Below are 16,971 nucleotides of genomic sequence, written 5' to 3' on the forward strand. Positions count from 1 at the left end.
TAAATCCGAGGATAAATTAGCAAGAGAAAGTTCATGGAAGTTTTGGCATGTATCATTTTTAGCGCATCATCCATGACATTTACCAATCAATGAGGGAGATGAATTGATTTGTCAAATTATCGTTTTGCAGTGGATGTAGGCGGGACATTCACAGATGTATTCGTGTTCGATGAAAGCAATAAAGAGGTTGCAATTGCAAAGGTATCCTCTACGCCGAAAGAGCCTGAAAGAGGGATTGTCGCAGGTGTTAAAAAGTCAGGATTATCCGGGAAGGATATCATACACTTTTCTCATGGAACGACAGTCGGAACAAACGCTTTAATTGAAAGGAAATTGCCGAAAACTGCACTTGTAACTACAAAAGGGTTTCGGGATGTCATTGAAATCCGTGACGGAACAAGACTGGACCTGTGGGATGCTTATAGTGATGTTGCACCACCGTATATTAAGCGCCGCGATCGCTTTGAAGTGAAGGAGCGGACAGATTACGCTGGGAATGTACTGGAAGAGATTGACGAAGAAGAAGTTCGTGCACTAGGCAAAAAATTGAAAAGACGTGGCGTAGAATCTGTCGCCGTCTGCTTTATCAATGCCTATGTTAACGGTGAAAATGAAGCCAAAGTAAAGGAAATTCTCCAAGAGGAACTGGGCGATGTGTATATTTGTGCTTCCAGTGATATTCTGCCGGAAATTTTCGAGACGGATCGAATGAGTACAGCGATCGTCAATGCGGTGCTTGGACCGACAGTGAGCAATTATATTAAAAGACTTGAAGGTGAGATGGAGGCATTAGGATATGAAGGTGACATCCTAGTCTTGCACTCAGGCGGTGGTGTGATGACATCTGAAACGGTACCTCGATATGCTGCAAGGTTAGCAAGTTCAGGCATCGCTGCGGGAGCAATTGCGAGTAAATATATTGCTGAGTTATGCGGTTATAAAAATGCCATCGGATTCGATATGGGCGGAACGAGTACAGATATCTCCCTCATGTATGAAGGCGATTTGAGAATTACGAAAGACTGGTACATTGAATACGGCTATCCGATTGGGTTCCCAAGTATTGAAATATTAACAATTGGGGCTGGCGGGGGCAGTATTTCATGGATTGATGAAGGCGGCTCTTTACGGAACGGACCGCAGAGTGCCGGGGCTGAACCGGGGCCAGCTTGTTATGGTCTTGGCGGGACAGAGCCGACAAATACAGATGCGAATATTGTGCTTGGAAGGTTAGATACGAAGTTGCTGGATGGAATGATGACTTTAGATAAGGAAGCCTCGATTACTGCGGTTTCCGAAAAAATCGGTAAACCGTTCAATCTTGAAGCTGCGGAAGCCGCTAACTCCATCTTGAAAGTAGCCAACGCGAACATGTGTGATGCGCTGCGTTTAATCTCTGTTCGAAGAGGTTATGATCCTCGTGATTTTGCACTTGTATCATTTGGCGGGGCAAGCGGAGTGCACTGTGCCTACTTAGCGAAAGAGATGGGGATTCCAAATGTAATTGTACCGCCTTATTCGGGTGTTGCCGCTGCAATGGGCTGTTTGATGGTTGATGTACAACATGATATTACTAAAACATTTCTAGCGGATGCAAAAAGCGTTTCAGTGGAAACGTTGGAAGCAGAATTTTCCACAATGGAAAAGGAAGGAAAAGAATTATTAGAAGAGGAAGGCATAGAGCCTGAAGACATGAACTTTATCCGTTACGTCGATATGAGATATGCAGGACAATGGCGCTCATTAGCGATTACAGTTGGCCGAGAATTAAATTCTATCGAAGATGCACTTTTCCAATTCCACAAAGAGCATGAACGAGAGTTTGCATTTTCCAATGCCGAGCAAAATGTAGAAATCTATGGACTCCGGGTAGCTGCAGTTGGAATCGTTGAGAAGCCGGAACTACCGAGAAAAATTGTAGAAGGGACATTGGAAGCGGCATTCATAGAAGAACGTCCGGTATATTTCGAAGAGTCGAACGGTTTTGTGCCAACTTCTGTCTATCAACGTGGGGACTTACCTACTGGCGTAGAATTGGAAGGCCCGGCGATTATTAACCAGCTAGATTCAACACTTGTCATCCCGCCTCAATTCACGGCAAAAACGGACGAGTATCGAAATATTATCATTCAGTATACGAAATCATAAGGGGGTAATGAATCGGTATGTTATCAACTACAACTGAAAATCAAGAAATATTTCAAAGCAAACTGGACCCGGTAACATTTGAAGTGTTGAAAAATGCATTTGTAAATTTGGTTGACCAAATGGCAGAACAAATCATGAGAACGTGTTATTCGTTTGTTATTTATAATCGTGACTTCAGTTCGGCCATCTGTGATGCAGAAGGAAATACGGTTATGCAAGGCACACAAGATATTTCCGTACATGTCGGAACATTGCATTTAACTGCGAAAGCGATTATTGAAGATTTTAAAGACGATATCCACCCTGGCGATGTCTTTCTTATCAATGATCCTTATCGGGGAGGTACTCACTTCAGTGATACAAGAGTTGTAAAACCTGTCTTTCATGAAGGAAAAGTGATTGCTTTCATGCAAGTGAATGGACACTGGGCAGATATGGGCGGCTCCGTTCCGGGATCATTTGATATTAAGTCGAAAGATCATTTTGGAGAAGGCCTGCGTATTCCTCCGCTTCGAATTTATAGTAAAGGTGTTTATTTGGAAGACGTAGCCAATATGCTCGTGTCGAATATGCGTGTACCAGAAGAGCGTCTCGGGGATCTTCGTTCACAAGTTGAAGCGACTAAAGTGGGAGAGAAGCAGCTGGGAGCTTTAATTGCGAAATACGGAGTCGAAACAATTGTAACCGCTTTCGAAGAGGTTCAAGAGTATGTAGAGCGTCTAACGAGATCACATATTAAAGAACTTCCAAATGGTTCATGGGAAACGACGGATTATATTGACATGGATCCGGAGGTTGGAGATGGATTAATTCCCATCCATGTGAAAATGACAATTCATGATGATGAAGTGTTTTATGATTTAAGCGGTTCACATCCTTATATTGGCTGCTTTTTAAATGCAGGTTTCGGGGCATCGCTGTCGGCAGCATACGCGGGTACTAAAACATTTTTCCCGGATATTCCGCTGAATTCTGGATTTTACCGGGTCGTTCACGTTCACTTGCCTGAAGACTCGGTCGTCAATGCGCCTTATCCAATCGCAGTGACAGGTTTTTGTTCGGGGGCTTATGAGAAAATTATGAACGCATGTTTTGAATTATGGTCAAAAATTATTCCAGAAAGAGCACTGGCTTGCTCGTTTAATTTGGAGTATTTGCTCATTGGCGGTTGGGATCAGCGAGAAAAAGAAAAAGAATATTTCATGTGGTATGACTGGATGGCAGGAGGGCATGGAGGACGTAATAAACGGGATGGCGCAAATGCGATGTCTCCAGTGTTCGGAGTAGGGCTTAGCATTCAGCCTTGCGAAGGGCAAGAAAGGTTATCCCCTGTTATTACAACAAAACACGAAATTATCACTGACTCAGGCGGGCCAGGAGAATACCGGGGAGGCTGTGGTGTCGAAAAAGGTGGGAAGTTGACAGATATATCGGATACAATTATGTCCTATTGCTGTGATCGATCAAGATCGGTTACGTGGGGAATCTCAGGCGGGTTGCCTTCATCTCCGCATGGCGCTTGGTTGAATCCAGGAACGGAAAATGAAGAATTCCTTGGCGCAATCTTTTCGAATGTTCAAGTGAAACCAGGAGATTCTTTCGTTAGGCCTTCTGCAGGAGGCGGCGGACTCGGAGATCCTCTAGAAAGAGATCCTGAAGCGGTCCTTGAAGACGTTATTGATGAGTATGTCTCTGTAGAGAGAGCTGAAAAAGATTATGGTGTGGTCATCAAAGAAATTGACCGGGACATTGATCTATTTGAAATCGATTGGGATGCAACAATCGTTGCCCGTGCCGTAATTCGTAACAACCGGAAAAAGTGGTTACGCGAAGATGTTAAAAAGATAGAAAACAAGTTCTTAAATGGAGAAATTGATACGTACGATTTAATCCGGAGATATGGCGTTGTATTTGATTTTGAACAAAATAAAGTGTTGCCGAAATCGACGCAGCAATATCGTGATATGTTGGAAGAAAGAATGGTTCCTTACTGGAGTTAATTAAAGAGAAAAGCGGAGGTATCACTATTATGAATGTTGAGTTGAAAACGAAACAATCTCGTATCTATATAAATGGTGAATGGGTTGGGGAGGATCTTGGCGAATTGCAAGTGCTCAATCCGGCAAACAGCAAAGTAGTCGGAAGTGTGCCAAACGGCGGTGAAAAAGAAACAAATGAAGCAATTGAAGCTGCTCATGAAGCGTTTAAAACTTGGTCAAAAACAACGGCTTACGAAAGAGCCGGCTACCTGGAGAAGCTCCATGCACTCATGTTAGAAAACCAAGAGGAATTGGCCCAAATTATGACGTTAGAAATGGGAAAACCAATTCAAGAGTCCAGAGGTGAAGTATTGTCCGCTGCTTCTTATTTGGAATGGTTTGCGGAAGAAGGAAAACGTGTTTATGGTGAAACGATTCCTACTCATGCAGCGGGTAAACGACTGCAAGTATGGAAAAAGCCAGTAGGCGTCGTGGCGGCGATTACACCGTGGAACTTCCCAGTAGCGATGCTGACGAGAAAGTTAGGTCCGGCATTAGCAGCTGGCTGTACAATTGTCATTAAGCCATCAGGTGAAAGTCCTTTGTCGGCTGTCAAGTTGGTCGAGCTATGTGAAAAAGCGGGGATTCCACGGGGTGTTGTAAACTTAGTTACCGGATCTTCCTCCAAAATAGGCAATGCAATTATGGAGAATGAAAAAGTACGCAAAGTAACGTTTACCGGTTCAACTGGGGTCGGTAAAATGCTCATCGAACAAAGTGCGAAACAAGTGAAACGTTTATCTCTTGAACTAGGCGGTCATGCACCGTTCATTATATTAGATGACGCCAACTTAGATGCGGCAGTAGAAGGTGTTGTTGCTTCAGCTTTCAGAAATGCGGGGCAGACATGCATTTGTACGAATCGGATTTACGTCCAGTCCGGAGTTCATGATGCGTTTGTGGAAAAATTTGCTGCTGCTGTTGAAGCGTTGAAAGTTGGTAACGGCATCGATGAAACGGTTCAAATCGGACCGGTGATCAACCAAGCCAGTTTAGAAAAAGTAGCGCATCACGTTGAAGATGCATTATCGAAAGGAGCTGCTCTCGTAACGGGAGGCTCGCCAGTAGAAGACTCAAAAGGAACTTTCTATACGCCGACTGTATTGGCTAACGTGAGCCCGGAGATGGTTGTGATGAATGAAGAAACATTTGGCCCACTCGCGCCGATTCAAAAAATAGAAACAGTCGAAGAGGCGATTAAACTTGCGAATGATACATCTTACGGATTGGCTGCATATGTTTTTACAGATAGTGTCTCAACAGGTACGAAGTTAGTTGAAGAGCTCGAATATGGAATTGTCGGTTGGAATGACGGGACCCCAACGGCAACTCAAGCCCCTTTCGGCGGAATGAAAGAAAGCGGAATGGGAAGAGAAGGCGGCCGTCAAGGGATTGAAGACTATCTTGAAACCCAATTTGTTTCAATTGGCGTGAATTAAAAACAAATATAATGTTTAAATCTTTACAAAAGTTAGTTAATTTGGTAGTATGATAGATAAGAAATCATGCTAAGACGCTTAAACGTTTAACACGTATGATTAAATGCAACAAGGGATATGAAAAGCTAATAACTGCCTAATCTGTCCGAAACCTTACAAGGTTCAAAAACACAGATAAAAGCCAGTTCAAATTTGACCGACAGGAATGCCTGTAGTCTTTTTGAATTGGCTTTTTGTTTTATAAAAAGAGGGGGGAGAAAGTGTCGGGAGCATTGGAAAACATTAGGGTCCTTGACTTATCTCGTGTACTTGCGGGACCGTATTGCTCAATGATTTTAGGTGATTTAGGTGCGGAAGTCATCAAAGTGGAGGCGCCGGGAGGAAGCGATGACACACGTAAATGGGGACCGCCATTTAAAGAAGGCGTCAGTGCTTACTTTTTATGTGCAAACCGGAACAAAAAAGCAATCACCGTCGATTTGAAATCGACTGAAGGCGTCGACATCATTAAAAGACTCGTCAGCGAAAGCGATGTCGTCATCAATAATTTCAAAACGGGGACGATGGAGCGTTTTGGTTTGGATTATGAAACGCTCGCAGCTATCAATCCTGGTATTGTATACTGTTCGATTACGGGATTCGGGGAAACAGGGCCGGATCGGCATATGCCGGGATATGATTTTATTATTCAAGCGATGAGCGGATTGATGAGCATTACAGGAACCGATCAATCGGGACCTCAAAAATCAGGCGTTGCGATTACGGATGTATTGACGGGATTATACGCTTGTATCGGAATTCAAGCTGCGTTAGTGGAACGTAGTCAATCCGGAAAGGGCCAGAAAATCGATATATCGCTGTATGATTCTGCAGTGAGTGCGCTTATAAATATCGGCAGCAATTACTTAATGGAAGAAGAAATTCCGACAGCACTTGGGAATGAGCATGCGAACATCGTGCCCTATCAGACATTCAAAACGGCTAACGGCGAAATGGTCATTGCAGTTGGTAATGATCATCAGTTCAAAGCGTTATGTACAGTGTTGAATGTACCTCAATATGCAGACGATAAACGTTTCGAAACAAATCCGGATCGTGTCTTGCATAGGAAGGAATTGGTTTCTTTATTGCAAACGGAGTTTTTAAAAGAATCGACTGCCTTTTGGTATGAAAAATGCCGTAAATATAACATACCGGCAGGGCCGATTCAAAACCTGGAAGAAGTTGTGAATGATGCCCAGCTTCAATCACGCAATATGTTTGTCGAACATGAACACCCGACAGCAGGAACAATCAAAATGATTGGAAGCCCATTAAAGCTGTCGCGGACACCGGTGGCCATAAAACGTCATCCGCCGGAACCAGGAGAGCATAATGATGAAATAATCGGCAGCTTATTTAATAAAACTAGATAATAGGAGTGGGTTAAGATGAATTTCGAATTTACAGCAGAACAGCAGCTATTAAAGAGTACGGTTAGACAGTTTGTGGATGCTGAAATTATTCCACATATTCAACAATGGGATGCAGAAGGTGGTTTTGATCCGGCGATTTGGAAGAAACTTGCGGATCTCGGTTTCATGGGTGTGTGTGTACCTGAGCAATACGGCGGAAGTGGGATGGATTATAATTCGCTTGCGATTCTCTGTGAAGAATTGGAGCGCGGAGATACCGCATTCCGAACTGCGGTATCTGTCCATATTGGATTGAACTCGATGACGCTGATGCAATGGGGGAATGAAGAACAAAAGCAGAAATATCTTGTCCCACAGGCGAAAGGCGAGAAAATTGGCGCTTTCGGCTTGACGGAGCCAGGCGCAGGATCTGATGTGGCTGCAATGGCAACGACAGCAGTCCGTGACGGGGACCATTATGTCTTGAACGGTCAGAAAACATGGATTTCACTCTGTGATGTCGCGGATAATTTCCTTGTTTTCGCTTATACAGACAAATCGAAAAAACACCACGGGATAAGCGCATTTATCGTTGACCGAACAACGCCGGGCTTCTCTTCAAAAGCGATTAAAGGGAAATACGGGATTCGTGCGGGTAACACGGGTGAAATATTCTTTGAAGATATGCGTATTCCAGCTGAAAATCTGTTAGGGCAAGAAGGAGAAGGATTCAAAATTGCGATGTCCGCCCTCGATAATGGCCGCTTTACAGTAGCTGCTGGAGCAGTAGGGTTAATCATGGCGTGTATTGAGGAAAGTGTGAAGTACTGTCATCAGCGTGAAACATTCGGCAAGGCAATCGGAAAACACCAGCTCGTCCAGCAAATGATTGCAAATATGGAAGCTGGCTATCAGATGAGCCGACTGCTTGTATACCGTGCAGGAGAAATGAAAAACAAAGGCTTGCGCAACACGCGCGAGACGTCCCTTGCAAAGTGGCAAGCATGTGATTTTGCGAACAAAGCAGCAGACGATGCCGTTCAAATTCATGGTGCATACGGTTATTCAGACGAGTATCCAGTTGGACGTTTTCTACGAAACTCGAAAGCACCTGTCATTTATGAGGGGACGCGTGAAATTCATACAATTATGCAAGCGGAATATGTCCTTGGGTATCGGGAAGACAAGCAATTAAGCAATATGCTGCCGGCTTGGGAAGAAGAATTGCAGCATAGTTGAAAGATATAAATGAATAAAAAAGGAGCTGTCACAGAAGAAATTCTGGACAGCTCCTTTTACATGGAAAATTCAGTACAAATTGAAGTGTTAGTTGTCCGCACTAATCATAGGAAGGCGCGTTTGAGCAGTACATGTGCCCATTTATTCCTTTTCATCTACTAATAATAAATCGCTTAAAAAGCAGTGGAAGTATGGGACGAACTTTAATGATAAGATGTATAAACGAAGCGTCAGATAATCTCATTTCCTCATCTTTGGATACAATAGTCGAAAAATATCGAATTGACGTTAAATAAAACCTGTGATACAGTTTAGATTGGATACAAAATGGTCTTTTGATAATTTCGAGCTAGAATTATCAGAAGAATTAAATTATCGCAAGCTGTATACCAAAAGGACAACGTGTATTATGTGTAGGATAATGTCTTACAAAGATTAAAAGGGGGATTGTGGGATGGGAATAAAAGGGGAGAAGTTAAATATTGAGTCTATTGTCATAGAAAAAGAACAATCGGATCCTATCATTACGCAAAGCACACAAAACGAAGGTTTTAAGGAGTCATCCTTACGCATTGAAAATATAAATTTTTGGGACGGGGTGGCAATTATTGTTGGCTCAAGTATCGGGGCTGGGATACTGAGTCTAGCATATGGAACTAAAAACGCCGGATTTCCTGTTCTTGTATTTTGGGTAATCTTAACAGGTCTATTTACCACTATATCAATGTTATATGTCGCTGAAACAACATTGCGTACGAAAAAACCGTTCCAACTAAGTGGACTAGCAGAAACTTATATTGGTAAAGTTGGTGCCTGGTTAATGTTTATTGCCGTTTTCGGTAACTCGTTAGGAGCTTTAATTGCTTATACGACAGGAAGCGGAAGAGTACTATCAGAAATCTTAAATGTACCACCTATCATTGGGAGTATACTCTTTTTCATACCGGCAGTAGTTGTTGTCTGGTTTGGTTTAAAAGCTGTAGGGGCTGCAGAAAAAGTGATTACTGCCTGTATGGTGATTATGGTTTTAATTTTAATACTTGCGACGGTGATTGGACCTGGTTTAAAGGGTGAATACCTTACTTATATGAACGTTAGCGTTTCGATTCCTATTTTTACGCTTGTTATATTTACTTTTATCGGTCAATACGCGGTTCCCGAGTTAACTCGCGGGTTTGTCAATGGAGATATTAAACGCTTGCCAAGATCAATTATCACTGGTAATACAATTGTTGCAATACTACTAATTCTCGTCCCCATGTCAGCACTTGGCTTAAATGGACCGGAGAAAGTAACTGAAATTGTAACAATTGCATGGGCAGAAGCATTAGGGCAATGGGCGTTCTTTACTGCTAATATATTTACCCTTTTCGCTTTTCTGACTTCATTTTGGGCGATTGGACAAAGTTTATTAACGAATATTGTTGATAAATTAAAGTTCCCATCAGAATGGGATTTGAAATTCCGTTTAATTGCGTTAAGTATTGTTGCAATACCTCCATTTGTGATTGCTTATACTGGATTAATTGGCTTTGTAGACGTTTTATCTTTAACAGGTTCTTTTTCGGGTGTAATCATGGGGATTTTACCTGTATTGATGCTAAATAGAGCTAGGAAAATCGGCACCCGAGAACCTGAATGGACTTGTGGTAGGCTCGCCCATCCTGCTGTGCAGGCTTTAATTGTACTCACCTTTGTAAGCGCTTCAGTATATACAATTATGAAAACGTTTAACATTCTCCCAAGTGGGTGGTGAAAATCCAAACGTGGAAGGGATGATCCTACAATCGCCTTGGAAAAGGGGCAATCGTATTTGAACTAATTTAAAAGGGGGATGGTGGAAATGATTGAACTTGATGAGAAAGTTATTAATTGGGATATCGACAAACTATCCGAAGCAATTCGGAGTAGAAACATATCTCCGATAGAAGTTACAAAGAAAGTTTTGAACCGAATTCATGTAGTTAACGCAAAACTGAATGCGTATATCACAGTTCTAGATGAACATGCGCTGGCTGCCGCTAAGAAAGCAGAATCGGAAATTATGCGAGGGGAAATCAGGGGTCCATTGCATGGCATCCCAATAGGATTAAAAGATTTTATATTCACAAAAGATATAAGAACAACAATGGGTTCTTCAATTTATAAAGATTTTTATCCAAGCTACGATGCTTCTGTTGTGACTCGCTTACATCAAGCAGGGGCAATCATGATAGGGAAACTTAATACACATGAATTTGCCTATGGTACTACCGGCGATTCTTCTTACTTTGGACCGGTAAGAAACCCCCATAACCTGGCGAAAATTACTGGAGGTTCGAGCAGCGGATCCGGGGCGGCGGTAGCATCTCAATTATGCTATGCCTCACTAGGGACAGACACTGGAGGATCAATTCGGATTCCATCTGCTTTTTGCGGAATTGTTGGGATGAAACCAACATATGGAAGGGTCAGTAAATGGGGGGGATATCCACTATGCCAGTCACTTGACCATATAGGGCCGATGACTAGAACGGTTAAAGATAATGCAATCGTTTTAAATGCCATTGCGGGTTATGATGCAAAAGACGAATCTTCGGTGAATAGGAAAAATGAAAGTTTTACAGAAGCGATGAATGATGGTGTAAAGGGGACTGTAATTGGAATTCCTACCTCATTTTATTTTGATGATCTACAAGATGGCATCAGGGAAGAAATCGAAAAGGTGATTCAACTATATAAAGAACTCGGCGCTGAAATTCGCTATATAAATATTGAAGGTATGGAAGACATATCACAAGCATTTCAAACTGTACTAAGAAGTGAAGCTTATGCAACGCACAAGCTACATATTAAAAATCATTCGCATGAGTGGAATGGCGAAGTGAAAAGTCGTCTGCAGCAAGGTGAAAGTGTTAAAGCGCATGACTATATCCAGGCATTGGAAATTAAAAAACAAGCTATTCTCCAGTTTAATCAGATTTTTGAAGAAGTCGATGCGATTATGACCCCGGTTACATCTATTTATCCAACGAATCTTCATGAAAGAGAAATAGAAGTAAATGGCGCTAAGAAACATATATTTTCGATATTAAATAGGCTGACAGGCCCTACAAATCTAACCGGTTTGCCAAGTATATCCGTTCCATTTAAAGCTTCTGGCGGTGAACTGCCAAATGGATTTCAACTCATCGGGAAGGCTTTTGGAGAAAGTGATCTTTACCGAATTGCCTATGCTTATGAGCAAGAAATCGGAATATAAATACGGCCCATTGGGAGGGTTTAATCTGTTCCGCATAATTTTTTATGCTACGGTCAAAAAACAGTAGACAAAATATTTTAAATAGTATAATATATCGTTAAGGCGTACAAAATTTACTTTCCGATAAAATAGCCTTTACCGGTTCTTGTAAAATAGTACGCATAAAAATGAACTGTTAAATTAAGAAGACTGTTGAAATCTGTTCCACCGCGGGAGACCGTTGGAATTACGCAGAAGCCCAGTCTTGTGTTTACTGAGGTAAATGCAGGATTGGGTTTTTTTATGCCCGGTTTCTGATTTAACAGATGATTTTATAAGGAGGGAAAGAAACATGTGTCGTGCGAATTTGGGCTGTAAGCAATGCGGTGGTTGCAAAGTCTTGAAAGAAACGGAAAATGAAAAGAAAAAGTAATGATTCAAGTAAAGTGAACAATGGATCCAATGTAGAGTTGGATCCATTGTTCATTCTAGCTATGGGGTTTATAAAGGTTGTTGTCAAATACAAGTATTGTGCATATTATTGTATCCAATTAGATGTAATACTTTCATAAAGTAGATTACCTTAAATTAAAGGGGCTATGAGGGGGAAATAAAAATGTGTGAATTTGTAATGGATATGGAAAAACTTAAACATAAAAGAACATTAATGGCTAGTAAAAGTCCGTGGGGGCCTGACGATGAAATAGGTCGATTAAATTGGATTACTTCAGAGTCAAGAGAACAAGTTATGAAAAGCATAGACATTACTAGAACTTTTGATTTAACTGTTGAATACTTTAATGGAATGCCTTCGTGGTCAGGTGCAGGGGATCCGCCTTTCCAAATATGGATGACTCACACACCGACTGGAAATGAAAATGATGATCTAATGAATGTTAGTCAAGCAGGCAAGGAGTTAATCAGTTACTCTGGGGATGCGATTTCAATGTATACACATTGCGGAACTCATATCGATACATTGAATCACTTCGGCTATAGAGGTGAAATATGGAATGAATTCAATGAAAAGGAACACTTAGGTAGCCGTCATTGGAATAAATGCGGTCCAGAAAAATTCCCAGTCATTATTGCAAGGGCGATCCTATTGGATGTAGCAGCTGTAAAAGGCGTAGATATGTTGCCAGATTCATATGGAATCGGAAAAGAAGATCTTGAAGAAACGATTCAAAAACAAGGCGTTGACATACGAAAAGGCGATATTATTATGATCCGCACTGGTAGAATGACGGTTTGGCCGAATCGAGATCAGTATTTAAATAATTCACCAGGACTAAACATTGAAGGTGCCGAATATTTAGCGGGATTAGGAGCAATGATTATCGGTGCTGATAATATTGCACTTGAACAAGGACCTTCTGTAGAGCCAGATAATTACTTTCCTGTGCATACCTACTTGTTTGCCGAAGTTGGGATACCAATTATTGAACTCTTAAATTTGGAAGAGCTGGCAAAAGAAAAGGTATACGAGTCTGGATTTATTGCGAAGGCTATGCCGATTAAAGGTGCTACAGGTGCTCCACTTCAACCAATTGTTTTTCCGTATAAATAGATTTGCTGGAGAAATCATGGACTTTACGCCTGTTTTTTTATCCCGCATTAACGGGCAGTAAAACTCTCAACTGCCCGTAAAAGCCCGATTGGTTCGGGCCAACAGGAGTGTGTCACACAAGCGTTGTCACAGGGCGTGACGCTTTTAGCTTTTGTTCATCAGTTGGGGATGAGGACCCCCAATGATTGAAGTTCCACTTTATTTGAACAGTATACAGATAAGTGTTCGCATTTCATTCGCGAGTACCAGGATTGGATACAAAGTTGATTGTGTATATTGATTATTATCAGAATATATGATAAAGTTAAATGTAATTGTATCCAAAGAGAAGGTGGAAGAATGGAAATGATAAATGATAAGTCTACGATTGTCAGTTCAGTTGTCAAAGAATTAAGACAAGCAATTCTGGATGGTATGCTTAAAGGCGGAGACAGAATTATTCAAGAAGAATGGGCTGATAAGTTAAAGGTTAGCCGGATGCCGATTAGGGAGGCTTTAACTCAGCTTGAAGCGATAGGACTTGTAAAAGTTATTCCACATAAAGGTGCAATTGTTAATTCGTTTACGAAAGAAGATATTGAAGAAGTCTATACGATGAGAATGATGTTAGAAGGATTAGTCGTAGAAAAAGCACTTCCTTATATTAGTGAAGTAGATAAGAGATTACTCGAAGAAACTTTAATAGAAATGGAAAATTTAGAAATAAATGAGGAAACGAATGAACTTTATATCCAACTGAACAATGAATACCACAAATTATTACGACAGAAAAGTCCTTGGGTCAGGTTAATGAAGACTGTCGATAATCTAGGAATATCTCCAGTGGCACCAAGTTTATTACACGAATACTATCAACAAACCCAACGTGAGCACAGGCTTATCTATGAAGCGGTATGCCGAGGAAGTGCCTCTGAAGTACGTTCTGCGGTAGAGTACCATGTCTTGAGAACGAAAAACAACTTGTTAGAATACATGGAAATGATCGATTAATAAGGGGGATATTAACGATGTATGACTTTTTAATAGTTGGAGGAGGAATCGTTGGACTTTCAACTGGGATGGCTTTATATGATCGATTTCCAAATGCCAAAGTAGTCGTATTGGAAAAGGAAGCGGAGATTGCAACACATCAGACAGGGCATAATAGTGGGGTGATTCATTCTGGTATTTATTATAAACCTGGAAGTTTTAAAGCGGAATTTGCAAGAAAAGGCAGCAGAACGATGACGGAATTTTGTGAGAAGCATGAAATTGAACATGATATTTGTGGTAAAGTAATCGTGGCTACGACAAAAGAAGAACTTCCTTTATTAGATAATTTATACAAAAGAGGGCTTGAAAATAAACTAGATATCCAAAAAATCGGCGTAGATGAATTAAAAGAAATAGAGCCTCATGTTAGTGGGTTAGGTGCGATTCAGGTACCTCAAGCTGGCATCGTTAACTATAAGCAGGTTAGTCAGAAATTTGCAGAAATTATCGTAGCCAATGGCGGGGAAATTAAGCTGAATGCCAAGGTTGAGAATATCAATGAAGAAAATGATTATGTGATTATTGAAACGAAAAACGAGACATTTAAGGCAAGGACAGTCATTAACTGTGCCGGTTTACATAGTGATCGTGTAGCACAAGCCGCAGGATATCAAACAAATATGCAAATTGTTCCATTCAGGGGAGAGTACTATAATTTAGTTCCCGAAAAAAGACATTTGGTTAAACATTTAATTTATCCTGTACCTAATCCCAAATTCCCGTTTCTAGGTGTTCATTTTACAAGAATGATTGGCGGAGAAGTGGATGCTGGACCGAATGCTGTATTAAGCTTTAAACGTGAAGGGTATAAGAAAACTGATTTTAGTGCAAAAGACCTTGCCGAAGTGCTGAGGTTCAAAGGATTTTGGCTGCTTGCCAATAAATTTATGAAAGAAGGAATGGAGGAATACGCACGTTCTTTCAGCAAAAAAAGATTTACGAAGAGTTTACAACAGCTCATTCCAGAAATAAAGGAAGAAGATTTAATACCGGCGCCTGCAGGAGTTAGAGCACAAGCATTAAGTGCAGATGGGACGATGGTGGATGATTTTCATATTATTATGGGGAAAAATACAATTCATGTGTGCAATGCACCATCACCTGCAGCTACCGCTTCAATTGAAATAGGTAAGGAAATTGTTCGAAGAATTTCCGGAGCTTCACATCTATTGGAAAGAGAGACCGGAATTAAGGAGGAAGTTTATGTTTAACGGAAAAACTATGTTTATAGCAGGTCACGCGAGATTACCGCAAGGAATGGCGGCTAAAAATGTATTTGACAGTTTAACGATTACTGCAGAAGTAGATATCAAGTACGGTGTCATTATAGAAGCTTCTTGCACATTAGCTACAGACCAAGGAAGAGATTTTATTGGGGAATTGCTGAAGGGATTTAGTTTAAATGAAGGGGTAGCTGAGGCCTCCGAGTGCATTCAAAATTACTACAAAGGAAAAGCTACTAAAACACTTGTCGCCGCTTTAAAAGATTTAGAGCAACACTATCAGCAATTGAAATAATACTTTAATTATAGTTGAACTCTTTCAAATTTTGTGATAAGATAGATTTGTAATCAGAATTAGACATATTTATCGTATGAACATTCCATTCAGAAACATAAATAGTCTGTGAAACTTTTATTATAAATTACTGTCGAATTTACTTTGACTCTGTTAAAGCAGAGCAGATAGGTAAATTGGAGCCAGTTGGTAAATAAAACCCAAGACGTCTGGGTATTTATTTTCAACTGGTTTTTCTATTTTTAATAATTATTTTAGGAGGAATTGGAAATGAAAATTGTAGAAAAAGCGAGTAAGTCATTCGAAACTAAAACAGATAAATATGAAGTGAACGTACATCCTCAATCAGATCGGCTTTATCATATTACGATTGAAAAAGAGGCAATCATCAACTTTTTAGACAGAATCCGCCAGGACGATCAATCAGTCCAAAGGCTAGAGTATACGCCGCTTGAAAGGCGCATTGTTGCGGCATATCTTTTAGAAGAATTGGGTGAAGAGTTTGGCGACATTTTAACTGGAATTATCCATGACAGAGAGACCGGCGGCTTCACTGTTGGTTTAGAAGGCGTAACGAAGGATACTGATGAATATGTCATTTTCTCAACAGCTATCTCCCATATTTTAGGAACACCAAATTTCGATGCAATGTCAGGAAAATACTACGCACGTTTCGTTGTGAAAGATACTGACGATAGTGATTCATACTTACGTCAAGCATATCGTCTATTCACAATGCATACAGATGGAACGTTTGTTGATGAGCCGACGGATTGGTTAATCATGCAAAAAATGTTTGAGGAAAATGCAGTTGGCGGAGAATCACGTTTATTGCATTTAGATGATTGGGCTGAATTAGAGACTTACGCCAACCATCCGCTTGCGAGCTACAAATTCCAGTATAAGGCACCGAGCAGTAAAAATGTTGACCAAGAAGTGCACCGTGCGACATTCTTTAAGCAAAATGATAAGCCTTGTATTTGCTTCATCGACCAATTCGTATACCCTGAAACAATTGAACAAGCACAATATTTAAGAGGATTATCAGAATCAATGGAGAACGACAGTAGCGTGTTGGAGCTTACATTACCGGTAGGTGATTTAGTAGCATTGAACAACTTATTCTGGTTGCACGGCAGAGCGGCATTCGAAAAAAATAAAGATCTAAATCGTGAATTGCTTCGCCAGAGAGGATTTTTTAACGAATAAGAAAAAGAATATACACTCAGTTTGATAAAAGGACATCGCCAAGAATCGGTGATGTCCTTTTTTTATCGTAAGAAAAATCTAAAGAGGGAAGCTACTGAAAAAATCAGCTAAAACACTGCTGATTTAAACAGGGTTTGTTAGAATAATGAAGAATTCAGTGGCT

Annotated in this window: 12 protein-coding genes; all 12 read left to right on the plus strand. The window is 40.8% G+C overall.

Features of this window, described 5'->3' with window-relative positions; all coding sequences use genetic code 11:
- Positions 1 to 108: 108 nt before the first annotated feature.
- Positions 109 to 2,148, plus strand: a complete 2,040-nt coding sequence (locus tag AB1H92_RS05380) for a hydantoinase/oxoprolinase family protein (protein WP_115361738.1) — start codon at positions 109 to 111, stop codon at positions 2,146 to 2,148.
- A gap of 17 nt (positions 2,149 to 2,165) precedes the next feature.
- The gene (locus AB1H92_RS05385) at positions 2,166 to 4,148 is read left to right on the plus strand and encodes a hydantoinase B/oxoprolinase family protein (protein WP_115361736.1); all 1,983 of its coding nucleotides are present in this window, start codon (positions 2,166 to 2,168) and stop codon (positions 4,146 to 4,148) included.
- Between the two features lie 29 nt (positions 4,149 to 4,177).
- Positions 4,178 to 5,626 (plus strand): NAD-dependent succinate-semialdehyde dehydrogenase, encoded by a 1,449-nt coding sequence (locus AB1H92_RS05390; RefSeq protein ID WP_115361734.1) that lies wholly within the window; start codon positions 4,178 to 4,180, stop codon positions 5,624 to 5,626.
- A 260-nt stretch (positions 5,627 to 5,886) separates the two neighbouring features.
- On the plus strand, positions 5,887 to 7,041 hold the full coding sequence (locus tag AB1H92_RS05395) for a CaiB/BaiF CoA-transferase family protein (protein WP_115361732.1): 1,155 nt from the start codon (positions 5,887 to 5,889) through the stop codon (positions 7,039 to 7,041).
- A 15-nt stretch (positions 7,042 to 7,056) separates the two neighbouring features.
- Positions 7,057 to 8,259, plus strand: a complete 1,203-nt coding sequence (locus AB1H92_RS05400) for an acyl-CoA dehydrogenase family protein (protein ID WP_115361730.1) — start codon at positions 7,057 to 7,059, stop codon at positions 8,257 to 8,259.
- Between the two features lie 454 nt (positions 8,260 to 8,713).
- Positions 8,714 to 10,015 carry an aromatic amino acid transport family protein gene (locus AB1H92_RS05405; RefSeq protein WP_115361728.1) on the plus strand — a complete coding sequence of 434 codons (1,302 nt, stop codon included), beginning with the start codon at positions 8,714 to 8,716 and terminating at the stop codon, positions 10,013 to 10,015.
- Positions 10,016 to 10,102: 87 nt separating this feature from the next.
- On the plus strand, positions 10,103 to 11,500 hold the full coding sequence (locus tag AB1H92_RS05410; protein ID WP_166739481.1) for an amidase: 1,398 nt from the start codon (positions 10,103 to 10,105) through the stop codon (positions 11,498 to 11,500).
- Positions 11,501 to 12,095: 595 nt separating this feature from the next.
- Positions 12,096 to 13,049 carry a cyclase family protein gene (locus AB1H92_RS05415; RefSeq protein ID WP_208407982.1) on the plus strand — a complete coding sequence of 318 codons (954 nt, stop codon included), beginning with the start codon at positions 12,096 to 12,098 and terminating at the stop codon, positions 13,047 to 13,049.
- A 345-nt stretch (positions 13,050 to 13,394) separates the two neighbouring features.
- The gene (locus tag AB1H92_RS05420; RefSeq protein WP_243835728.1) at positions 13,395 to 14,039 is read left to right on the plus strand and encodes a GntR family transcriptional regulator; all 645 of its coding nucleotides are present in this window, start codon (positions 13,395 to 13,397) and stop codon (positions 14,037 to 14,039) included.
- 17 nt (positions 14,040 to 14,056) lie between these two features.
- The gene (gene lhgO, locus AB1H92_RS05425) at positions 14,057 to 15,292 is read left to right on the plus strand and encodes an L-2-hydroxyglutarate oxidase (RefSeq protein ID WP_115361722.1); all 1,236 of its coding nucleotides are present in this window, start codon (positions 14,057 to 14,059) and stop codon (positions 15,290 to 15,292) included.
- Positions 15,285 to 15,599, plus strand: coding sequence for a DUF3870 domain-containing protein (locus tag AB1H92_RS05430; protein WP_115361720.1), 315 nt, complete (start codon positions 15,285 to 15,287; stop codon positions 15,597 to 15,599). The genes lhgO and AB1H92_RS05430 overlap by 8 nt, the downstream gene beginning before the upstream one ends.
- Before the next feature lie 270 nt (positions 15,600 to 15,869).
- Entirely contained in the window at positions 15,870 to 16,808 is a 939-nt protein-coding gene (gene glaH, locus AB1H92_RS05435) for a glutarate dioxygenase GlaH (protein ID WP_115361718.1), read from the plus strand.
- Positions 16,809 to 16,971 lie beyond the last annotated feature (163 nt).

Source organism: Sporosarcina pasteurii, assembly GCF_041295575.1.
Taxonomy (GTDB): Bacteria; Bacillota; Bacilli; order Bacillales_A; family Planococcaceae; genus Sporosarcina; species Sporosarcina pasteurii.